The sequence below is a fragment of the Paracoccus sp. PAMC 22219 genome (assembly GCF_000787695.1).
Classification (GTDB): domain Bacteria; phylum Pseudomonadota; class Alphaproteobacteria; order Rhodobacterales; family Rhodobacteraceae; genus Paracoccus.
This window is the reverse complement of record NZ_BBPH01000021.1, coordinates 22,893-42,937: the sequence shown is the minus strand read 5'-3', so window position 1 is coordinate 42,937 and position 20,045 is coordinate 22,893. Positions and strand designations below refer to the sequence as shown.

Sequence of the window (20,045 nt, the reverse complement as noted above, 5' to 3'; positions counted from 1 at the left end):
GGCGGCGTCAGTCTTTACTGAACCGCTTGATCATTTCGGCCACGAACGGCGCAACAAGTCGCTCCATGGCAGGACCCGAGAAACGCGGCAATTGCGGTGTCGTCACCGGCTGTGAGGCCTGTGGCAGAGGCGCCAGGAACAGGTCATCGCGACCAAAGAAACGCCGGGCGACCCGACTGTTGCCCGGAGCGTATTCCTGCATGATCGCCATGCGTTCTTCATGCGGGATCATCAGGGTCACTGGGTTTTCGGCACGGAGCTTGCGATCCACCCCTTCGGCCATCGCGATAAGGCGCAGGCGCAGCGGCATCGGCGCGTCGATCAAGGGCAGGTGCCGGACAAATTCGGACACTTCGGGTGTCAGGCTGATGTTCTCTCCGCCCGCCTTCTGCAGGCTTGCCCCATCGGTGAACCCGAACTGTCGGCAGAACGCCGCGATTGCACCATCAGGCATCTGCTCACGTTCGAACACATAGGGTCGGACGCTGCCCTCACCGAAGACGTCTTCGATGTGACGGATGTAACGGTCATAATCGATCCAGTGGAAATCGGCCCGGTTCTGCATGAAGTCCGGCCAGGACATGTGACAGTACCTGCGATCCCACTGCCCCTTCACGTTCTGTGCCCACCAGCTTTCCAGCCACAGGTCCTGTCGGCGCATCGCGAAGATCACCTTGACGTCGAAATCGTCCGCGAAATCGCGCAGGGCGCTGATGTCGCGACGCATGCTGACGTCTTCATCGCTCATGATCAGGGTGTGAATTTTGACCGGGTGCGATTCGGCTCGTGCCAGCAGGGTCTTTGAGACATCCTTGGCGGTCGTGTTGCCGAAAAAGATGTTGTTGAAGGTGCCGATATGCCGTTCGACGCCCAACGGGTACAGATAGCCTTCGTCGCGCAGCCGCGTCCAGTTCTTGAACATCGTCGCCTGGATGGCCGTCGTTGCTGTCCGGTGGACACCGATATGAAGGAACAGGGTTCTGCGGTCGCTCATGATGCTTTCGTGTTCTCTGGTATAGGTCTGGTCAAACGCGTTCGATGGCCGGGCGGAACCCAAGGCCCTTGATGATCGCGCCATAGATCTGGCGGCGCAGGGAGGACGGCACGTCGCCGCGGCGCATCTGCCCCCGCACGCCGTAGGCATAGGCGAGGACGCCCATAAGGCCCATCTCGCGCCGGCGCCATGAGGTTTCGTTGCGGGCGCCGTACTTGAACTTCCATAGGCTCTTGTCGTCGACCAGGCCGAAATTGACACCCCGGTTGTCGGGGGTGTCGTGGACCACGACGCTTTCCGGCACGAAGATGCCCGGATAGCTGCGCGCGATGCGGCGAGTGTATTCGGCGTCGTCGAACCAGATGAAATAATCCGGGATCGGCAGGCCGTGTTCGCTGACCGCCCAGCGCGGGATCATCACCGACACGAAGGACGCGCTGTCCACCAGCGCCCAGGGGCTGCCCGGCCGCACGAAGCGCGCCCAGTCCCAGACCGTGCGCGGACAGTTCATCTCGCACAGCGAGCCGTCGATCCACTCGACCCGCGAACAGGCAAAGCTGGGGCGCCAGCCGTTATCGGCCTGGAACCCGGTCAGGGCGGCGTGCAGGGCCTGGATGGCGTCGGGCCGGGGATAGGCGTCGTCGTCGGACACCCAGAAATACTGCGCGCCCATCTGATAGGCGGCCTTCATCCCGGCATGGAACCCCCCCGCCCCGCCGATATTGGTCGGCAGGCGCAGGTGGCGGATGGTCGGGTCGGCCTCGGCCCGCGCCTGGACCAGGGCGGCGGTATCATCGGTCGAGGCGTTGTCCACGACCAGCACGATGTCGGGGCGCATGGTCTGCGCGGCCAGCGCATCCAGCACGGCCATCAGCTTGCCCGACCGGTTGAAGGTGACGATGACCGCCGCCGTCTTGTTCAGCACGCTCATGCGGTATCCCCCTGCGACAGGCGGCGATAGACGGGCATCAGAACCTCCTCGGCGGTGGGATCGGCGGTCAGGCGGGTCCAGGCGGCCTGCAGGGCGTCCTTGTGCCGTGCCAGCGTCCCTGCGTCGCGCCACATCGCGTCGACGGCGGCCACGGTGCCCGCCACGGCCGCACGCGGCGCCAGCGGGACCAGCAGGCCGTCGGGCAGCACCTCATCCTGGGACCCCACGCGGGTCGAGATGGGGATGCAGCCATGGGCCACGGCCTCGTAGCAGACCAGCGCCAGCCCTTCGTTGTTGGAGGGCAGCAGCAGGATGTCGGACCGTTCCAGAAGTGCCGGAATGTCGGTGTTGCCGGGCAGCAGGGTGACTTTGGACGACAGCCCGTGCTTGCGCAGCAGGCGGGTCAGCGTGCCGTCATAGGGCCCCTCGCCCACGATGGTCGCGGTCAGGGTGACGCCGTTCCGCGCGGCCCAAGCATCCAGCGCGCGCAAGGTCTCGACCACGACCACGGGCCGTTTCTGATAGAACAGGCGCCCGATGAAGCAGGCATGCAGCGTCTTCTGCCCCGCCTGCAGCCGCAGCGGCGGCAGCGCACCGGCATCCTTGCGGTCCAGCATCCGGCCCAGGACCACCTTGCCCGCAGGGGCGTGGAACCGATCGCGGAAATAGCGCACCAGCTCTCCGCTGATGACGTGCTGCATGTCCAGATAGTTGGACCAGACGCCCGATATCCGCGGGTAGCCGCCATTGGCGTATTCGACGATATGCGTGCTGTCGATGGTCTGCACCCAAGGCAGATGCATGCACAGCATGGTCAGGCTTTCGTACAGCGGCGTGCAGTGGTGGATGTGCACGGCGCGGATGTTTTCCGCCATCGCAAGCCGCTGGACATAGCGCGGCCACAGATGATGGGGCAGATAGCGGTCGAGCCGGATGAAGGTCAGGTCGGGGTGGTCGGGCAGCTTGTCCGCCAATCGCTGGATCGCGGGAACCGAGGCCACGACGAACACCCGCAGTCCGGCCGCCAGCGCCCAATGCACGGTGTCGAAACCCAGCTTTTCCGCGCCGCCCATCTCCAGCCAATGCATGCCGATCAGGATCGCGGGACGCTTGTCGCTGTCGGGCGCCATGGGCGCGGGAAACAGCGCGGACCCGTCGCCCAAGGGCATGGCGCTTTGGTCGGTGCGTCGGTCGGCCTGCCGCTTGCGGGCCATCTCCGCGCCGTAGCGCAGCTGTTCGTACCAGAGCGGGCTGGCCCGGAACAGCGCGCCCAAGCCCCGCATGGGCTTCCACGGCGCATCGGTCTGCTTGACCTCTCCGGGCAGGGGCGCACGCGGGATGGCCAGGCGGATGGTCACCTGCGGCGCGCCGTCGTAGGCCCCGGGCCGGGTCAGCGTGCCCAGATAATCCGCGCCCAGGTCCTGGGGCCGCGGATTGTGCGGGCCCTCGATCACCTCGGGGTTGGCCCATATCGGGTTGTTGCCCTGCGACAGGACAAAGAACAGCTGCTGCGTGGGAAACAGCAGCTCATAGATCGCGCGGGCCTCGGCAATGCCGGCGGCCAGATCGGCCACCAGCGCAGGATCTGCGGGCGTGTGCGAGGCAAGGTCGGACATGGGCGTGGTCAATCCGTCTGTCGGGAAGAAGGGTCAGTCGATCAGACGCAGCAGATAGGCCCCATAATCGTTCTTGGCAAACTTTGCCGCACGCGCCCGCAACTGGTCAGGCGAGATCCAGCCGGCCTCGAAGGCGATTTCTTCGGGGCAACCGGTCTGCAGGCCTTGGCGGTTCTCCAGCGTGCGCACGAAATTGCCCGCGTCCAGCAGGCTGGCATGGGTGCCCGTGTCCAGCCAGGCAAAGCCGCGGCCCATGCGTTCGACGGTCAGCGACCCGTCATGCAGATAGCTTTCCAGCAGGGTCGTGATCTCCAGCTCTCCGCGGTCGGAGGGCTTGACGGCGCGGGCCCGTTCCGGCGCGGTGCCGTCCAGGAAATACAGTCCCGTCACGGCATAGTCCGACGGCGGCACGGTGGGCTTTTCGACGATGGCGCGGGCGCGCATCTGGTCGTCGAAATCGACCACCCCATAGCGTTCCGGGTCCGACACGCGATAGCCGAAGACCGTGCCGCCGCTGTCGCGCTGATCGGCCGATGCCAAGAGTTCCGGCAGGCCGTGCCCGAAGAAGATGTTGTCGCCCAAGACCATCGCGGACGGGCTGCCCGCCAGGAAATCCTCGGCCAGGATATAGGCCTGCGCCAGACCGTCGGGGCTGGGCTGGATGATGTAGGTGAAGCTGACGCCCCACTGGCTGCCGTCGTCCAGCAGGCGGCGGAACTGGTCCTGATCCTCGGGGGTGGTGATGATCGCGATCTCGCGGATGCCGGCCAGCATCAGCACGCTGATCGGATAGAAGATCATCGGCTTGTCGTACAGCGGCAGCAGCTGCTTGGACACGCCCATGGTGATCGGATACAGCCGGGTGCCCGATCCACCGGCCAGAATGATGCCCTTGCGCTGTGTCATGCCTTGTCCTTCAGTTGATCCAGAACGCGGGCCAGCCCGGCCCGCCAGTCGGGGCGCACGATCCCGAAATCGCGCGCGATGCGCCCGCAATCCAACCGCGAATTCAGCGGCCGCGCGGCAGGCGTCGGATAGTCGGATGACGGGATGTCGGCAACCTGGGCGGCCAGACCCGCCTGCGCCATGATCTCGCGCGCGAAATCGGCCCAGGACGCGTCGGGGGCGCCTGCGAAGTGATAGATCCCGCCCGTGGTGTCGGGACGGTCGCGCATCACGCGGATCATCCGCAGGGCGGCGCTTGCGATGTCGGCGGCGGGGGTCGGTCCGCCGATCTGGTCCGCCACCACCGTCAGGCGGTCGCGTTCCGCCCCAATGCGCAGCATCGTTTTGACGAAATTCGCCCCGTGAGCGGAGAACACCCAGGACGTGCGCATGACAGCCCAGTTCCCGCCCGCGGCGGCCACGCCCTGTTCGCCGGCCAGCTTGGTGGCGCCATAAACGCCCAGGGGCGCGGTCGGCGCATCCTCGGCCCGCGGCTGATCGCCCGATCCGTCAAAGACATAATCGGTCGAGATGTGCAGGAGCGGGATGCCCAGATCGGCGCAGGGCTGCGCCATCGCGGTGGGGGCGTCGGCATTGACCAGACGGGCGATGTCCGTATCCGTCTCTGCCCGGTCCACGGCGGTATAGGCGGCGGCGTTGATCACCGCGCGGGGACGCGCCGCGCGTATCGCCGCGGCGCAGGCGGCGGGGTCGGTCAGATCGGCCCGGTCACGGCCCAGAAAGGTCGCCTCCGGGGCCAGCGCGGCCAGTTCCCGCGCGACCTGGCCGGTGCTGCCAAAGACCAGCAATCCCTGCATCACGCGGTCCCCAGGCGCTTGCCCACGCCGTCGCGGTCCAGCAGCGGCTGCCACCAGTCGCGATTGGCCAGATACCATTCGACGGTGCGACGCAGACCCTCCTCGACCGTCACGGACGGGCGCCAGCCCAGTTCGGTGCGGATGCGCGTCGGGTCGATCGCATAGCGGCGGTCATGGCCCGGACGGTCGGTGACGAAGGTGATCAGGTCGGCATGGGGGGCGCCCGCGGGGTGCAGGTCGTCCATATGCGCGCAGATGGTGCGGACTAGGTCGATGTTCGTGGCCTCGTTCTCTCCGCCGATGTTGTAGCTGCGGTTCAGCTGGCCCTTTTCCAGGACCAGCAGCAGCGCGTCGGCATGATCCTCGACATAGAGCCAGTCTCGAATGTTGCCGCCGTCGCCATAGACCGGGATCGGCTGGCCCGACAGCGCCTTGAGGATCACCACCGGCACCAGCTTTTCGGGGAAGTGATAGGGGCCGTAATTGTTGGAACAGTTGGTCAGGACGACCGGCAGGCCATAAGTCTCGGCCCAGGCGCGGACCAGGTGGTCGGAGCCCGCCTTGCTGGCCGAATAGGGGCTGCGCGGGTCATAGGGGGTGGTTTCCGTGAACTGCCCCGTCTCGCCCAGCGAGCCGAAGACCTCATCGGTCGAGATGTGGTGAAAGCGGAAGCTGTCAGGCTTGCCTTGGGCGATCCAATAGGCGCGCGCGGCCTCCAGCATGTTGAAAGTGCCGATCACGTTCGTCTCCACGAACGCCGCGGGGCCGTCGATGGACCGGTCCACATGACTTTCCGCGGCCAGGTGCATGATCGCGTCGGGGCGGTGTTGTGCCAGGATGCGGTCCAGCGCGGCGCGGTCGCGGATGTCGGCATGCTCGAACGCATAGCGGTCGGACTGTGCGGCATCGGCCACGTTCTCCAGGTTAGCGGCATAGGTCAGCACGTCCAGGTTCACGACATGATGGCCGCGCGCGATGGCCAGGCGCACGACGGCCGAGCCGATGAAACCGGCGCCGCCGGTGATCAGGATTTTCATGCCTGTTCCTCATAGGTGAAGGGCGATTTCAGGTCGGCCAGCCGTTGCGCGGCGCGGTCCTTGTCCGACAGCAGCGGGTCGGTGACGTCCCAGTCGATGCCGACGCTGTCCCAGGCGACCGCCCCGTCCGAGGCGCGGTCGTAATGCGCCGTGCACTTGTACACGATCTCTGTATCGGGCTCGCGGGTGACGAAGCCGTGCAGGAACCCCGCCGGGATCCACAGCTGGCGACCGTTCTCAAAGCTCAGCTCGGCCCCGAACCACTGGCCATAGGTCGGACTGCCCACGCGCACGTCCACCGCCACGTCGAACAGCCGGCCGCGCCCGCAGCGCACCAGCTTGCCCTGCGCGAAAGGCGGCGCCTGATAGTGCAGGCCCCGGACCGTGCCGGTCTGCGCGGACATGGAATGGTTGTCCTGCACGAATTCCGGCAGCACCACCCCGGCATCGGCCAGCGTCTTGCGGTTCCAGCTTTCGGAAAAGAAGCCGCGCGCATCGCCATGACGGGCCGGTGTCAGCAGCAGCACTCCGGGCAGCGGGGTTGTTTCGATCTGCATCTTTGCCTCGGATGGTTGTTCTTCTGGTTGTCTAGGGGCATCGGCGCGCCTTGTCAGCCCCGTCCGGCACGGAAATCCCGGGATGGCGGCGGTTGCTGCGGAAACGCGCTTCGTGGTATCGCGCTGACCGACCCGGCGACCGCCTGCCGGCAGATGACAGGATCGGCACCGCATGCCCCAGACCCGACCCTCGATCGCCGCCGTGGTGGTCACGCATGACCGGCTGGACAAGCTGACCGTCACCGTGGCCCGCCTGCTGGACCAGCCGGTGGACCACGTGATCGTCGTCGACAACGCCTCGGCCGACGGGACGGCGGCCTGGCTTGCCACGCTGGACGACCCGCGCCTGCGGGTACATCGCAGCGCCACGAACCAGGGCGGCGCGGGCGGGTTCTCGGTCGGCATGCAACTGGCGCGCGACGTGGCCGACGCCGACTGGACCGTGGTCATGGACGACGACGGCCGCCCCGCCCCCGGCGCATCGACGCGTTCCGGGCGATGGATCTGTCGGGATGGGACGCGATCGGCGCGGCGGTGCATCACCCCGACGGCCGCATCTGCGAGATGAACCGCCCCTATCGCAACCCGTTCTGGAATCCGGGCGCGTTCCTGCGGACGCTGGCGCGGATGCCCCTGGGGCGCGGCCGTGCCGGGTTCCACCTAGGCGACGACGACTATCGCGCCGGCGCGCCGGTCGTGCCGGTGGACATGAGCAGCTTTGTCGGCCTGTTCCTGTCCCGCGCGGCGCTGCATCGGGCCGGGCTGCCCGACCCGCGGCTGTTCATCTATGGCGACGATCAGCTGTACACGCTGCAGATGCGCCGGGCGGGGCTGCGCATCGGCTTTGCGCCGCAGGTGCGGTTCGATCACGACACCACCGCCGCGCAGGGAAAGGGTGGCGTCGTGCTGCGCCCGATGTGGAAGGTGTTCTACATGTACCGCAATGCGCTGATGGCGTACCGGGTCGCGGCGGGACCGTGGTTCTGGCCGCTGGTGCCGGTGCTGCTGCGCAAATGGCGGCGCAACGGCGGCGATTACGGCCCGGATGCCGCGCTGTTCAGGACCATCCTGGATCAGGCGGTGCGGGACGGGCTGGCCGGGCGGCTGGACCGCAGCCATGACGACATCCTGCGCCTGTCGCGGTCTGACGCGCCCTAGTCCAGCTGACCCGCGATGGCGCGGCCCAGGGTGAAGACCCGCTGTTCCAGGATCACCGGCGTCTCGCAGACATAGGTCAGCGACTGCTGGCGTTCGGTAAAGATGCGCTGATCCCAGTCCAGGGCCTTTTCCTCGGCGTCGATGGCGTCGAAATCGGGGCTGTCGGCGGCCTCCATCTCGGCCATGCGGGCGCGGCGTTCCTCGATCCGTTCGGACAGGTCCAGTTGCGACTGGCCGTATCGCGCGATGCCCGCGATCAGCGCGCTGCGGTCGGTGTCGATGCGGTCGAAGATCGCCTGCATCAGCGCCACCAGATGCGTGTCGGGGGCCTGGGCGCCGAATTCGGCGATTTCCACCTCTGCCTCCTCGACCGGCAGGCGGCGCTGTTCCAGGCGTTCGGCCAGGCGGGCGATGTCGGGGTCGCGGGCCAGGGCCAGCGTGTCCTCGTCGGGGATCGGGCCGGTCCAGACCTGGCCCATCGACAGATGCGGCTGCTTGCGCTGGATGCAGGGCCAGTCCGGATCGATGCCTGCGGCGCCGAAGGCGGGACCGGCCAGCAGTGTCAGGGCCAAGGCGATGCGGATCATGCGGGACCTCCCTTCCGTCGGGCCCACAGGCCCTTTTGTGGATCATACATGAAGACCGCCGCGCCAAAGAACCCCGCCAAACATCCTAGGACCACCGCCAGCGCCGTCCAGTTCACCTGCATGTACAGCGCAAAGCGGATCAGCTCGACCGCGTGGGTGAAGGGATTGAAGGCGCAGATGTCGTGCAGCAGCGGGCTGCTTTCGCGCATGCGCCACAGCGGGTACAGCGCGGATGACGCAAAGAACATCGGGAAGATCACGAAGTTCATGACGCCCGCGAAATTCTCCAGCTGGCGTATGGCGCTGGACAGGAAGAGCCCCATCGCGCCCAGCATCAGCCCCGACAGGATCAGCGCGGGAATGACGGTGACATAGCCCCAACCCGGCGGGCGGATGCCCCACCAATACGCGATGGCCAGAAAGGTGAAGACCTGGATGATCGACACGATCACCCCCGCGATCAGCTTGGACCCCAGCAGGTACCAACGCGGGAACGGGCTGACCAGCAGCGTGCGCATCGCCCCGGTTTCCCGGTCATAGACCATCGACAACGACGACTGCATCCCGTTGAACAGCTGGATCATCGCGACCAGGCCGGGCGTCACGTAGACCTCGTACAGCACATAGGTCTGATAGGGCGGCGTGATCGACAGGCCCAGCACGGCGCGGAATCCGGCAGCAAAGATGAACAGCCAGACCAGCGGGCGCACAAGGGCCGCCAGGAACCGCCCGCGCTGGTTGACGAACCGCAGCGTTTCTCGCCGGGCGATGCCCAGAAACGCGGTCAGCCAGCCGCGGGCGCGGTCGGTGGGTGCGGTCATGGCGCGACTCCGGTCAGGTCCAGGAAGGCACGCGTCAGCCCGTGCGGTCCCGCGATGTCGGCGGCGCGACCGTCGCGCAGCACCCGGCCGCTATGCAGGATCACCAGGTCGTCTGCGGGGTCGATCTCGTCCATGATATGGGTGGCCCATAGGGCGGACACGCCGTCCCGGGCGATCAGGCGGCGGGTCAGGGCCAGCACCTCGGCCCGCGACTTGACGTCGAGCCCCACCGTCGCCTCGTCCAGCAGCAGCAGGTCGGGGCTGTGGATCAGGCGCGCGCGATCTCGGCCCGTCGGGACTGGCCGCCGGACAGGGCGGTGACGCGGGCATCGGCCTTGTCGGCCAGATCGACCTGGTCCAGGACCTGGTCGATGCGCGGCCGCGCCAGGCGGCCCGGGATCCCGTGCAGGCTGGCGTGATAGATCAGGTTCTGGCGGACCGTCAGGTCGGCATCCATCGCACGGCTTTGGAACACCACCCCCAGACGGGCCAGCGCCTGCGACGGTTCGCGCCGCAGGTCGTGCCCCGCCACCCGGATCGTCCCGGATCGGTTGTTGTAAAGCCGCGTGACCAGAGAGAACAGCGTGGTCTTGCCCGCACCGTTCACCCCCAGAAGGGCGGTGAACCCGCCGCGCGGCACCGTCAGTGACACATCGTCCAGCGCCTGCACGGCACCGAAATTGTGGCTGACATGGTCGATCTGCAACGCGGCGGTCAATGAACCCTACTGGATGTTGAAGACGGCTTGCAGACTGTCGCCCGAAGAGCCTGGCACTGACAAGGTATATCGACCGGGCAGCACCGCGACAAAGCTGAGGACCGCCGTGCCGTCGGCATCGAATTCGATGCTGTGCACGCCCATTGGCCGGATCTCGGTGTCGCCGATGACGATCTCGTTGATCCAGATCGCGCGGAAGAAATCGCCGCCCGACAGGGCCAGCTCCTGGCTGCCATCAGCCACGATGTTGATGCGATAGTAGCCGCCCGACTTGATCGTATATTCCCCACCCGCGACCGGCTGTCCGGATGCCAGGGTCAGGGGTGCCAGGTCAGTACGGTTCTCGCGGGCCAGAAGGCCGGAAAAGCCATATTCGTGCATGCCCGACGCCTCAAAGACGCCATCGCTTGCGGCCTCCTCCTCCTCGTCATCATCGTCATCCGCCTCGACGGCCTCGCCCGATTGGGTGCCTGCCTCGGCCGGTTCGCCCACGACGGCATCGCCACCCGGGACCTGTTCGGCGGCGGCGTCCTGGGCCACGGCGGGCACCGCCAGGATCAGGGCCAGCGCGGCGCCGGACATCAGTTTCGTCAGCGTGGTCATGGAAAGTCTCCTCCTCAGGAATGTGCAGGGATGCCGGATCAGTCCGGGGCGACGACGACACCCCAGGGCTGCTGCCCCACGGGAACCGAGCGGACGACCTCGTTGGCGGCCACGTCGATGATCGACACGTCGTTGGAATTGCCGTTGGTGGTGTACAGGTATTTTTCGTCCGGGCTGAAGGCCAGCTGCCAGACGCGCTGCCCGACCAGCAGATAGTCGATCACCTCGTCGGTGGCGGCATCGATCACCGCGACCCGGTTGGCCGGCCCCAGCGCCACGAACAGCTTGGTCCCGTCAGACGTGACACGCGCGCCCACCGGCTGGATCGCCTCGGGCAGGACGCCCGGAATCTCAAAGCTGATCTTCTTGGTGATGGTCCGGGTCTCGGGGTCGATGACGCTGACCGTGCCGCCGATTTCGGACGTCACGTACAGCTTGGACCCGTCGGCGGTGTACTGGGCAAAGCGGGGACGGCTGTCGACCAGCACGTTCGCGACGATCTCATAGGTTGATGTGTCGATGAAATGCGCCATGTTCGTCGTTTCCGACGTGTTGATGACAAAGGCACCATCGGGGCTGACGCCCATGCCCTCGGGTTCGACGCCCACGGGGACTTCTGCCAGGACCTGGTGGGTCTGGGTGTCGACCACGGTGACGATGTTGTCGTCCTCGTTGGCGATGAACAGCGGGTTTCCGGACGGGTGCAGCACGAACAGTTCCGGGTCGGGCCCGGACGGCAGGGTGTGCAACTCCTCCATGGTGTTCGGGTCGAACACGCGCACCAGGTTGTCGTCGGACGCGCAGACATACAGTTCCGTCCCGTCGGGGCTGATGGTGATGCCGCGGGGGCGGTTGCCGACGGGATAGGTCCCGATGACCTCGAATGTCTCTCCGTCCAGGACGGTGACGTCGTTGCTGCGCTCGTTGGTGACGAAGACGCGGTTGGCAAGGGCAGGTCCGGCGGCAAGCAGGACGGCAAGCCCGGTGGTGGCACTTAGAAGATGTCGCATGCGGCCTCTCAGAATTGACATTGGGTTTCGGGGCGGTCGATGCCCAGCGTGTCCAGCTGGCTGGTCTGGTGCAGATACTGGTCCTGCGGACTGACCGAGGTGGTCAGCACGCCGGTGGTCAGCAGGATCGGCTGGCGCACCTGGTGGTCCCAGTCGCGCACCGTCAGGGCCTGGCCCTTGAATCCCGCCACGTCGAAATCGGGGGACAGGATGAAGTCCTTGAGCGCGGCGGGATCGCCGGAATTCGTGCGGGTCGCCGCCTCTCCGACGATGCGCAGCGACAGCCAGGTCTGATAGTCCTCCTCGCGGATCGGGCGGGCGGCCAGCTTTTCAAAGCGGTTCTGGAACTGGGTGCCGCCCCAGGCCTCCATCGCGGGGTGCCAGCTGCGCGGGACCAGCCCGGCGGACCCCGCGACCGGGCGCGCGTCCCAAGTCAAATAGGGCAGGTAGGCGGCAAAGACGTCGGCCTCGTCGGCGGTGATGACGACGTCATGTTCGGCGGCGCGTTGGGTGAAGACGGGCATCTGCGCCTGGACCTGTACATGGCCGCTGTCGGTGCGGCGTGCGCCGCCGGTGTCGGTGTATTCACGCTCCTCGACGATCTGGGCGCCGAACTTGGCGGCGCTGGTCCGCCAGGCCTGGGCCAGGGCCTGGTCCTCGGGGTGGCTGCCGTGAATCAGGAACCAGCGGGGCCAGTTCTTCCACATCAGGAATTGCGTCAGGGCATCGGTCATCATGGCGCGGCTTGGCGCGACGTGGATGGTGTTGAACCGGCAATCGGCTCCGCGCAGGTTGTCGCCGCGCGCCATCGCGTTGAAGACCATCGCCCGGTCGCCCGCCTGATCGGCCAGCGTCAGGGTCGTCGCGTCATCGGCCAACAGGACGATGAACTGCACCCCGTCGTCCAGCAGGCGGGCCATCTCGGCCTCCGCGGTTTCGGGGGTGGCGGCCACCTCCTCGGCCTCGAAGTCCTGGCCCATGAAGCGGCCGGTCGTGTCGTTGTCCTCGATCGCCAGGCGGCGCCCGCGAATCCCAGATCGGCGGGCGGCAGATCCAGCCGCGAGATCGGCGGCAGACCGGGGTCGTCGACCCGCAGGACCGCGGCGCGGATCTGCACCGGTTCAGGTGCCTGGGCCGCAGCGGGCTGGGCCAGTGCCACGGCACCAGCCAAAAGTCCTATGATTCCCTTGAACATTTCGTCTCTCCCTGACGGCATGGTGCGGGGCGATTCGGGATGCGGCAACCCGGTTATTGTTCCCGTTTCGTGCGGGAACTTTTCCCTCAACCCAAAGTCGGGGGCGGTTGCACCTTTTGTCTTAATGGACGCGTGGGCGACCCCGGCGCATGGTCGGGGGATGACCCGTTTTGGCCTGATATCGATCCTGTTGCTGGCCCCCGTGGCCGCCCTTGCCCAGCCGGCACCGCCCGCCGGGACGGCGACCTGGTTCGGCCTGCATTACATCGACACCTCGACCGAGGGCGACATCAACGGCGTCCGCGCCGACGAGACCGCCCGCATCGCCATGGTCGAGGAATTCATCGCCGACGACCTGACCCAGCGCGGCTTTGTCCTGACCGCACCCCCGCCTGATGCGGTGGCAAGCATCCTGAACCCCGTTCGGTCGAACGGCGCCGATGCCAGGATCGCCCGCGACATGGGGTCGGACTATGCCATCGCCGGAGAGGTGCAGAAGGTGTCCAACCTGATCCAGTCGATCAATCTGCAACTGCGCGACGCCGAAACCGGAGAGACGCTGCGCGCCGGTTCGGTCGAGATCCGCGGCAACACCGACGACGCGTTCCGGCGCGGCTACAGCTATTTGCTGAGAAATGTGATCTTTCGGGAGGAACGGAAGGAATGAGGACGACGACAGTTCTGGCTGGCGCGCTTGGTGCGGTGCTGGCCTTGACGGGGATGGCGGGGGCGCATGGCCCGTCGCGCCTGAAGACCGAACAGACCGTGACGCTGGACGCCACCCCTGCCGAGGTATGGGAGGTGATCGGTCGTTTCGACGACATGAGCTGGCACCCGGTGATCGCCTCGACCGCGATGACGCCGGAAGGGGCCGCCGCGGATGTTCCCGACGAATCGACCCGCGTGCTGACGCTGAACGGCGATGGCGCGCCCACGATCACCGAACAACTGATGGCCATCGACAACGACAAGATGAGCTACAAATACATGATCACCGAGGTGGACACCGCCGTCCTGCCGGTGACCAACTATTCCTCGACGCTGCAGGTCAGCGACAAGGACGGCAAGGCCGAGGTCCTGTGGAAGGGCGGATTTTACCGCGGTTTCCCGAACAATGAACCCCCGGCGGAACTGAACGACGACGCAGCCATCGCCGCCGTCGACGGCGTCTATCAGGCCGGTCTGGATGCGCTGGCCGAGCGTTTCGGCCGCGTCGAATAGGTGCTGCGCCCGTTTCTGGTGCTGTTGCTGACAGGGTCCCCGGTCCAGGCCGGGGATCTTGCGTTCGTGACCTCGCAGAATGGCGATGCGCTGTCGGTGGTCGATCTGGAAACCGGAACCATCGTGGCAGAGGCCGACATTCCGGACGCGCCTGCCCCTGTGGCCTATGACCCACAGGCCGGGCGCGTCTATGTCATCGCCGCCGATACCGGTCGCCTGCACGTGCTGGACGAAGACGCCCAGCCCTTGACCCATCGCGACCTGGGCGCCGGGGCATTCGGGCTGGCCGCAGGCGATGGCGGCGTGTTCGTCACGGACTGGTACGGCGCGCGCCTGACGCGGCTGGACGCCGATCTGCAGCCGGTCTGGACCGCGCCGACCGGGGCCGCGCCCGCAGGCGTGGCCATCGACGGCCAAGGCCTGGTTGCGACCGCCGACCGGGATGCGGATCAGGTCAGTATTTTCGACGCCGCGACCGGCGCGCTGTTGCATCGCGTGGCCACGGCGGGGGCGCATCCCTTTGGCGTGACGTTCCATGACGGGCGGCTGTTTTCGGCCGATGTGCAGGGCGACGTGGTGTCGGTCATCGATCCGGTCGCGGGGCGCCTGACGGGTCAGGTTCCGACCGGCAGCCACCCCTATGCCGTGGCCTTTGCCGCAGGGCGGGGGTTCGTCACCGACCAGTATGACGGCACCGTCACCGTGTTCGACGCCGCCACGCTGGCCCCCGTCGCAACCGTTCCGGTGGGCGACTATCCCGAAGGCATCGCGCCCTTGCCCGACGGCAGCGGGGTGGCGGTGGCAAACTGGGATTCAGACACATTGGTGGTGCTGGATGCCACGACGCTGGCGGTGACACGCACGATCGACATGCCGTCAGGCCCGCGCGCCTTCGGCAGCTTTACGGGGCGACAGGGTCCACCGTGACAAGGGGCTGACCGGCCTGTTCCCAGGCATCCGTGCCGCCGGGAAACCAGATCACCGGGTCGAACCCCCATTCGATCGCCCGCCGCGCGGCATTCCAGCTCATCCAGCAATCGGCGCGACAGAAGATCACCACGGGCCGGGTCGGGTCGCCGGCCTTGGCTTGGGTCAGACCGTCGCGCAGGCGCGTTTCTTCGGCGGGGGACAGCGCCTGATAGCCGGTGTCCCACAACCAAACCGCACCGGGAATCGAGCGGTGCGGGGGTTCGTTCCAGATCGTGCCTTCGGGCAGACCCGCGGGCTTGGCCTTGGGCCGCGGCAGAACGTCCAGAAACGCCGCCTGACCCTGAAGGGCGATGGCCTGATCCACGTCGACGACCTGCGCCCCCGCCAGCGTCGCAGGCACGGCCCCGCGATAGGGCTCGCCCCGATAGGTATCGGGTTCGGGCACGCTTTCGGCCCGCGCTGCGGGTGCCAGCAACAGCGCCAGCACCAGCAGCCGGATCACGGCAGCACTTCCTTGCCATAGTCGTCGACCAGCGGGACGCCGGCCTCGTGCAGGATCTGGTTGATGCCGTCCTGATTGCGCCGGATCATGCTGTTCAGGTCGCGCTTCCATTCCTGCTCCTCGGGGCGCACGCCCATGGTGATGCGGAAGAACAGCCGCGGCGAGGCCTCTTCGTGCAGCAGCGGCACGAACTGCAGGTCCGGGTCGTCCTTGACGCGCGGCCCGGCCAGCGGTCCCCACAGCACGGCGGCGCCCGTCTCTCCGCTGCGGACATCGTCCAGCAGATCCCCCATCGGATCCTCGACCCGGCGGTCGACGAACAGATCGACGCCGCGCATGTTGGGCGCCAGGCCTGCGCGGGCCAGATGCGTGGCAGGCGGCGTCCCCGCCACCACGCCGATGCCGTGATCCTTTAACGCCGGGTCGGTCAGCCGGTCCACCTGCGCCAGCGGCCCGTCTTTGCGCGTCACGATGCCATAGACCGACGTGTAATAATGGTTGGTGTTCTGGACCAGCTCGTCCCCCTGGGCATAGCCGATCACCACGTCGCAGTTCCCCTCGCGCAAGGTGCGCTGGACGAACCCCATGCCCGATGGAAACCAGTAATACGTGACCGGCAGTCCCAGCTGTTGGCCGAAGAAATCGGCCAGCGTGTTCTCGAAGCCGCTGCCGTCGCGGCTGGACATCGGGGAATTGGCAGGGTCGGCGCAGACGCGGAACTGGGTGGTGGACCGCAGGTCCGCCACCTGTGCGGCTGCGGGGGTGGCCAGCACCCCCGCAGCCAGCATCAGTCCTGCAAGGCGTCCCAGGACCGTCAACTGGACATGCAGGAATCTTCCTGCGCGGTATAGTCCTCGGACTTGTCGGCGCGTTCCGCCGGGCGGCCGCGACCGATCGTGTCGGTGCCATGCGCCAGCAGATAGACATAGATGTCGTCGATATAGCACCAGACGTTCTTGTTGGTGCCGAACGCGGGCATCACGGAATTCGACCCCTGCCGACCGGACGCCACGACCTGCATGAAGTCGTAGTAATCCATGCGCAGCACCGATTCCTTCAGTGCGGGGGCATAGGTCGACCCCTCGCCGTCGGGACCATGGCAGACATGGCATTCCGCGTGATAACGGCGGAAACCATTGAAGGTGGCGAAATCGACGACGCCGTCCTCGACCTTGAAGGTCGGAATATCCTCGGCGTTGCGCCAGCGGCCATCCACCTCGGTCACGGCGGTCATGTCCTGGCCATTGGGCAGGACATGGGCGCCCGCTGCGGCGGTATCGGTGGGTTCGGCCGCCGGATCGGCGGCAGCGCCGGCCGGTGCCTCGGCCGCGGTATCGCCCGACACGGCGGCGGCCGCACCAGCGCCCGCATCCGCCGGGGGCGTCGTTTCGGTCTGCGCCCAGGCCATGCCGGCCAAGGATGCGCCCAGGACCAGCGCCGTGAGGCTGGTGATGGCTTTCATGTCGGAAGTCCTCCCAAAGTCGTCTGTCTCCTCAGACGGTTCCGCCCCAGTCTAAGGCTGGGGCGGCGCCGTCATAGGTCACGCTTGCGTATGCGGAACGAAAGTATGAGACGCCCCGCGGCCGGAAAGATCAGTCCGGCAGTTCGAACACGGTCAGCTGACCGCCCAGTTCGGTGTAGTCGCTGAGGGCCGCATAGCCGCCCACGGCACCCAGACCGTCATTGGGGTTGGTCAGGCCCGCGGCCAGACCGATCCCGGCCCATCCGCCGACTCCCGACAGAACCGCGACATATTGCTTGCCGTTGTTCTCGTAGGTCATCGTGTTGCCGATGATGCCCGACGGGGTCTTGAAGCTGTACAGCTCCTCTCCCGTTTCGGCGTCGACGGCCTTCAGGTAACCTTCCAGCGTGCCGTAGAAGACCACATCGCCCGCGGTCGCCAGGGCGCCCGACCAGACAGAGAACTGTTCCGGCAGCGACCACTTGATCTCGCCCGCGACGGCGTCCCAGGCGATGAAGTTGCCCATGCCGCCGTGGCTTTCGGGGGCCGGGTACATCGACAGGGTCGCGCCGACATAAGGCTGGCCGGCGGTGTAGGCGACACGGAAGGGCTCATAGTCCATGCAGACGTGGTTCGTCGGCACGTAGAACAGACCGGTCTTGGGCGAATAGGACGCCGGCTGCTGGTCCTTGGTGCCAAGGGCCGCGGGGCAGACGCCGGTGGTGTTCGTGTCCTCGCCGTTCTGGGCGGTCGAGAATTCCGACACGACCAGCGGACGACCATAGGTCTCCGAGTCCTTGTTCATGTCGACTTCGGTCGCCCAGTTGACGGCCGGGTCGAACTTTTCGGCGACCAGCAGTTCGCCCGTCTCGCGGTCCAGCGTATAGCCGAAACCGTTGCGGTCGAAGTTCACCAGCAGCTTGCGCATCTGGCCGTCGATCTCCTGGTCGACCAGGATGTTCTCGTTCACGCCGTCATAGTCCCATTCGTCATGGGGCGTCTTCTGGTAGAACCACTTGGCCATGCCGGTATCGGCGTCGCGGGCCATGATGGTCATGGACCAGCGGTTGTCGCCCGGACGCTGCGACGGGTTCCAGGTCGAGGGGTTGCCGGTGCCGTAATAGATCAGGTTCAGGTCCGGATCATAGGAATACCAGCCCCAGGTCGAACCGCCGCCGATCTTCCACTGATCGCCTTCCCAGCTATTCAGCGAGCTGTCGGCACCGATGGGCTTGCCCAGATGCATGGTGGTTTCGGGGTCGACCAGCATTTCTGCGTCGGGGCCGGTGGAATAGGCTTTCCACGCCTCGGTGCCGTCGGCCAGGTTATAGGCCGTGATGCGGCCGCGCACGCCGTATTCGCCGCCCGACACGCCCACGATCACCTTGTCGCCCACGGGCATAACGGTGGCGGTGTTCGTCTCGCCGATGGCCGGGTCGCCGGTCTTGACCGACCATTTGACTTCGCCGGTCTTGGCGTCCAACGCCAGCAGCGTGGTGTCAGCCTGGTGGCTGATGATCATCCCGTCGGCATAGGCCGGGCCGCGATAGACGGTGTCGCAGCACATGACCGCGATGACCTCGGGGTCCTGCTGGGGCGTGTGCCGCCACAGGATCTTGCCGTTGTCGTTCAGGTCCAGCGCAAAGATGTTGTTCGGGAACGGCGTGTGGACATACATCACGTTGTCCACGACCAGCGGGCCACCCTCATGTCCGCGCAGCACGCCGGTCGAGAATGTCCAGGCGACGCGCAGGTCGCCCACGTTCTCGCGGGTGATCTGGTCCAGTTCCGAATACCGCTGGTTGGCATAATCGCCGGTCTGGATCGCCCACTGCCCGGCTTCGGCGGTTTCGGTCAGGACGCTTTCATTCGCGTAAGCCGATGCGCCGGTCAGAAGCAGCGCAATAGCCGCGCTGTTCAAGAGATGTTTCATCGAGTGCTCCTCCGCTCCCTTGGATAAGTGCCGCGGATTTCCTCCCCCCGCGGCGCTCCATATCCAAGTTGTTGGTCGGGCACCCCCTTGCGTCAATCGCGGCCCCTGCCCTTTGCCCCTAAAGTCTTATGGGAAAATGGCAGGGGCATCGGGAATGTTCGGCAATCGGATCAGACCAGCCGTTCGGCGTGCCAGAAGACGTGGTCGGCCATGAAGCTCTGCACGAAGAAGTAGCTGTGGTCGTAACCCGGATGCATCCGGAACTGGCCGGGCTGGCGGCGCGCCATCATCGCATGGGCCAACGATTCGGGACGCAGCAGGTCCAGGAACTGATCGTTGCGCCCTGGTCGATCAGCACCTCTCCGGGATAGCCCTTCTCGGTCATCAGCAGGGTCGCGTCATGGGCGCGCCAGGTGTCGCGATCGTCGCCCAGATAGGCCGTGAACTGTTTGCGGCCCCAGTCCGATTCCGTCGGGTTCGCGATGGGGGAAAACGCCGAGACCGACTTGTAGCGGTCGGGATGGGTCATCGCGATGGTCAGCGCGCCGTGCCCGCCCATCGAATGGCCGGTGATCCCCATTGCGTCGCGGTCGATGGCGAAATTGTCGGACACCAGTTCGGGCAGTTCGTGGACGATGTAATGCCACATCTGGAAATGCGGCTTCCACGGGTCCTGCGTCGCGTTGACGTAAAAGCCCGCGCCCTGGCCCAGGTCAAAGGCCTCGTCATTGGCCACACCCTCGCCGCGGGGCGAGGTGTCGGGAAAGATGATGGCGATCCCGGCCTCGTCGCACCATTGCTGGGCGGCGGCCTTGGTCATCGCGTTCTCGTGGTTGCAGGTCAGACCGGACAGGTACCAAAGCACCGGCACGGGCCCGTGCAGCGCCATTTCCGGCAGGTAGACCGCAAAGGTCATGTCGGTGCCGGTCGCCTGCGACTTGTGGCGATAGACGCCCTGGGTGCCGCCGAAGCTGCGGGTTTCGGACAGGGTCTCAAGGCTCATCGGG

Annotated in this window: 20 protein-coding genes and 3 pseudogenes; 5 read left to right on the top strand and 18 right to left on the bottom strand. The window is 66.5% G+C overall.

Annotated elements, in window-relative coordinates; all coding sequences use genetic code 11:
• Positions 1-7: 7 nt before the first annotated feature.
• The 7 genes from TY51_RS03630 to rfbC are packed head-to-tail and all read right to left on the bottom strand — an operon-like array spanning position 8 to position 6,898.
• Entirely contained in the window at positions 8-994 is a 987-nt protein-coding gene (locus TY51_RS03630; protein WP_042245990.1) for a hypothetical protein, read from the bottom strand.
• Positions 995-1,025: 31 nt separating this feature from the next.
• The gene (locus TY51_RS03625; protein WP_052649734.1) at positions 1,026-1,925 is read right to left on the bottom strand and encodes a glycosyltransferase family 2 protein; all 900 of its coding nucleotides are present in this window, start codon (positions 1,923-1,925) and stop codon (positions 1,026-1,028) included.
• Positions 1,922-3,541 carry a glycosyltransferase gene (locus TY51_RS03620; protein ID WP_042245987.1) on the bottom strand — a complete coding sequence of 540 codons (1,620 nt, stop codon included), beginning with the start codon at positions 3,539-3,541 and terminating at the stop codon, positions 1,922-1,924. The genes TY51_RS03625 and TY51_RS03620 overlap by 4 nt, the downstream gene beginning before the upstream one ends.
• Before the next feature lie 33 nt (positions 3,542-3,574).
• Positions 3,575-4,447: a glucose-1-phosphate thymidylyltransferase RfbA gene (gene rfbA / locus TY51_RS03615; protein WP_042245985.1), complete on the bottom strand. Its 873-nt coding sequence runs from the start codon at positions 4,445-4,447 to the stop codon at positions 3,575-3,577.
• Positions 4,444-5,304, bottom strand: coding sequence for a dTDP-4-dehydrorhamnose reductase (gene rfbD, locus TY51_RS03610; protein WP_042245982.1), 861 nt, complete (start codon positions 5,302-5,304; stop codon positions 4,444-4,446). The genes rfbA and rfbD overlap by 4 nt, the downstream gene beginning before the upstream one ends.
• A complete protein-coding gene (gene rfbB, locus TY51_RS03605; protein WP_042245979.1) occupies positions 5,304-6,341 on the bottom strand; it encodes a dTDP-glucose 4,6-dehydratase in 1,038 nt (345 codons plus the stop codon). The genes rfbD and rfbB overlap by 1 nt, the downstream gene beginning before the upstream one ends.
• The gene (gene rfbC / locus TY51_RS03600) at positions 6,338-6,898 is read right to left on the bottom strand and encodes a dTDP-4-dehydrorhamnose 3,5-epimerase (RefSeq protein WP_042245976.1); all 561 of its coding nucleotides are present in this window, start codon (positions 6,896-6,898) and stop codon (positions 6,338-6,340) included. The genes rfbB and rfbC overlap by 4 nt, the downstream gene beginning before the upstream one ends.
• 172 nt (positions 6,899-7,070) lie before the next feature.
• Between rfbC and TY51_RS23140 the strand changes: the two genes are divergently transcribed.
• Together TY51_RS23140 and TY51_RS03595 are read left to right on the top strand one after the other, a co-directional pair.
• Positions 7,071-7,466: a glycosyltransferase gene (locus TY51_RS23140; RefSeq protein WP_231558897.1), complete on the top strand. Its 396-nt coding sequence runs from the start codon at positions 7,071-7,073 to the stop codon at positions 7,464-7,466.
• Positions 7,397-8,056: a hypothetical protein gene (locus TY51_RS03595; RefSeq protein ID WP_231558896.1), complete on the top strand. Its 660-nt coding sequence runs from the start codon at positions 7,397-7,399 to the stop codon at positions 8,054-8,056. The genes TY51_RS23140 and TY51_RS03595 overlap by 70 nt, the downstream gene beginning before the upstream one ends.
• On the opposite strand, the gene TY51_RS03590 is transcribed toward TY51_RS03595, so the two are convergent.
• The 6 genes and pseudogenes from TY51_RS03590 to TY51_RS03565 form a co-directional block, all read right to left on the bottom strand.
• Positions 8,053-8,643: a hypothetical protein gene (locus tag TY51_RS03590; RefSeq protein ID WP_042245974.1), complete on the bottom strand. Its 591-nt coding sequence runs from the start codon at positions 8,641-8,643 to the stop codon at positions 8,053-8,055. The genes TY51_RS03595 and TY51_RS03590 overlap by 4 nt on opposite strands.
• Positions 8,640-9,464, bottom strand: coding sequence for an ABC transporter permease (locus tag TY51_RS03585; RefSeq protein ID WP_042245971.1), 825 nt, complete (start codon positions 9,462-9,464; stop codon positions 8,640-8,642). Before TY51_RS03585 ends, TY51_RS03590 begins: the two co-directional genes overlap by 4 nt.
• Positions 9,461-10,182: pseudogene (locus tag TY51_RS03580) on the bottom strand (ABC transporter ATP-binding protein). Before TY51_RS03580 ends, TY51_RS03585 begins: the two are co-directional and overlap by 4 nt.
• A 6-nt stretch (positions 10,183-10,188) precedes the next feature.
• Positions 10,189-10,563: a hypothetical protein gene (locus tag TY51_RS24475; protein WP_373960314.1), complete on the bottom strand. Its 375-nt coding sequence runs from the start codon at positions 10,561-10,563 to the stop codon at positions 10,189-10,191.
• A 260-nt stretch (positions 10,564-10,823) separates the two neighbouring features.
• A complete protein-coding gene (locus TY51_RS03570) occupies positions 10,824-11,795 on the bottom strand; it encodes a YVTN family beta-propeller repeat protein (protein ID WP_042245968.1) in 972 nt (323 codons plus the stop codon).
• Positions 11,796-11,803: 8 nt separating this feature from the next.
• Positions 11,804-12,990 (bottom strand): annotated as a pseudogene (locus tag TY51_RS03565) (ABC transporter substrate-binding protein).
• A 160-nt stretch (positions 12,991-13,150) separates the two neighbouring features.
• Here TY51_RS03565 and TY51_RS03560 point away from each other — a divergent pair.
• The 3 genes from TY51_RS03560 to TY51_RS03550 all read left to right on the top strand — a co-directional run bounded on the left by TY51_RS03560 (position 13,151) and on the right by TY51_RS03550 (position 15,138).
• Positions 13,151-13,657, top strand: coding sequence for a DUF3280 domain-containing protein (locus TY51_RS03560; RefSeq protein WP_042245965.1), 507 nt, complete (start codon positions 13,151-13,153; stop codon positions 13,655-13,657).
• Complete coding sequence (locus tag TY51_RS03555) at positions 13,654-14,211, top strand: SRPBCC family protein (protein ID WP_042245962.1); 558 nt, start codon at positions 13,654-13,656, stop codon at positions 14,209-14,211. The genes TY51_RS03560 and TY51_RS03555 overlap by 4 nt, the downstream gene beginning before the upstream one ends.
• Positions 14,212-14,277: 66 nt before the next feature.
• Positions 14,278-15,138, top strand: coding sequence for a PQQ-binding-like beta-propeller repeat protein (locus TY51_RS03550; protein WP_231558894.1), 861 nt, complete (start codon positions 14,278-14,280; stop codon positions 15,136-15,138).
• Here the strand turns inward: TY51_RS03550 and TY51_RS03545 are convergent.
• The 5 genes and pseudogenes from TY51_RS03545 to fghA form a co-directional block, all read right to left on the bottom strand.
• Complete coding sequence (locus TY51_RS03545; RefSeq protein WP_373960312.1) at positions 15,113-15,640, bottom strand: PQQ-dependent catabolism-associated CXXCW motif protein; 528 nt, start codon at positions 15,638-15,640, stop codon at positions 15,113-15,115. The genes TY51_RS03550 and TY51_RS03545 overlap by 26 nt on opposite strands.
• The gene (locus TY51_RS03540) at positions 15,640-16,431 is read right to left on the bottom strand and encodes a quinoprotein dehydrogenase-associated putative ABC transporter substrate-binding protein (protein WP_042245953.1); all 792 of its coding nucleotides are present in this window, start codon (positions 16,429-16,431) and stop codon (positions 15,640-15,642) included. Before TY51_RS03540 ends, TY51_RS03545 begins: the two co-directional genes overlap by 1 nt.
• Before the next feature lie 26 nt (positions 16,432-16,457).
• A complete protein-coding gene (locus TY51_RS03535; RefSeq protein WP_042245949.1) occupies positions 16,458-17,105 on the bottom strand; it encodes a c-type cytochrome, methanol metabolism-related in 648 nt (215 codons plus the stop codon).
• 130 nt (positions 17,106-17,235) lie between these two features.
• Positions 17,236-19,038, bottom strand: coding sequence for a methanol/ethanol family PQQ-dependent dehydrogenase (locus tag TY51_RS03530; protein WP_042245946.1), 1,803 nt, complete (start codon positions 19,036-19,038; stop codon positions 17,236-17,238).
• Between the two features lie 170 nt (positions 19,039-19,208).
• Positions 19,209-20,041 (bottom strand): annotated as a pseudogene (gene fghA, locus TY51_RS03525) (S-formylglutathione hydrolase).
• Between the last annotated feature and the right edge of the window lie 4 nt (positions 20,042-20,045).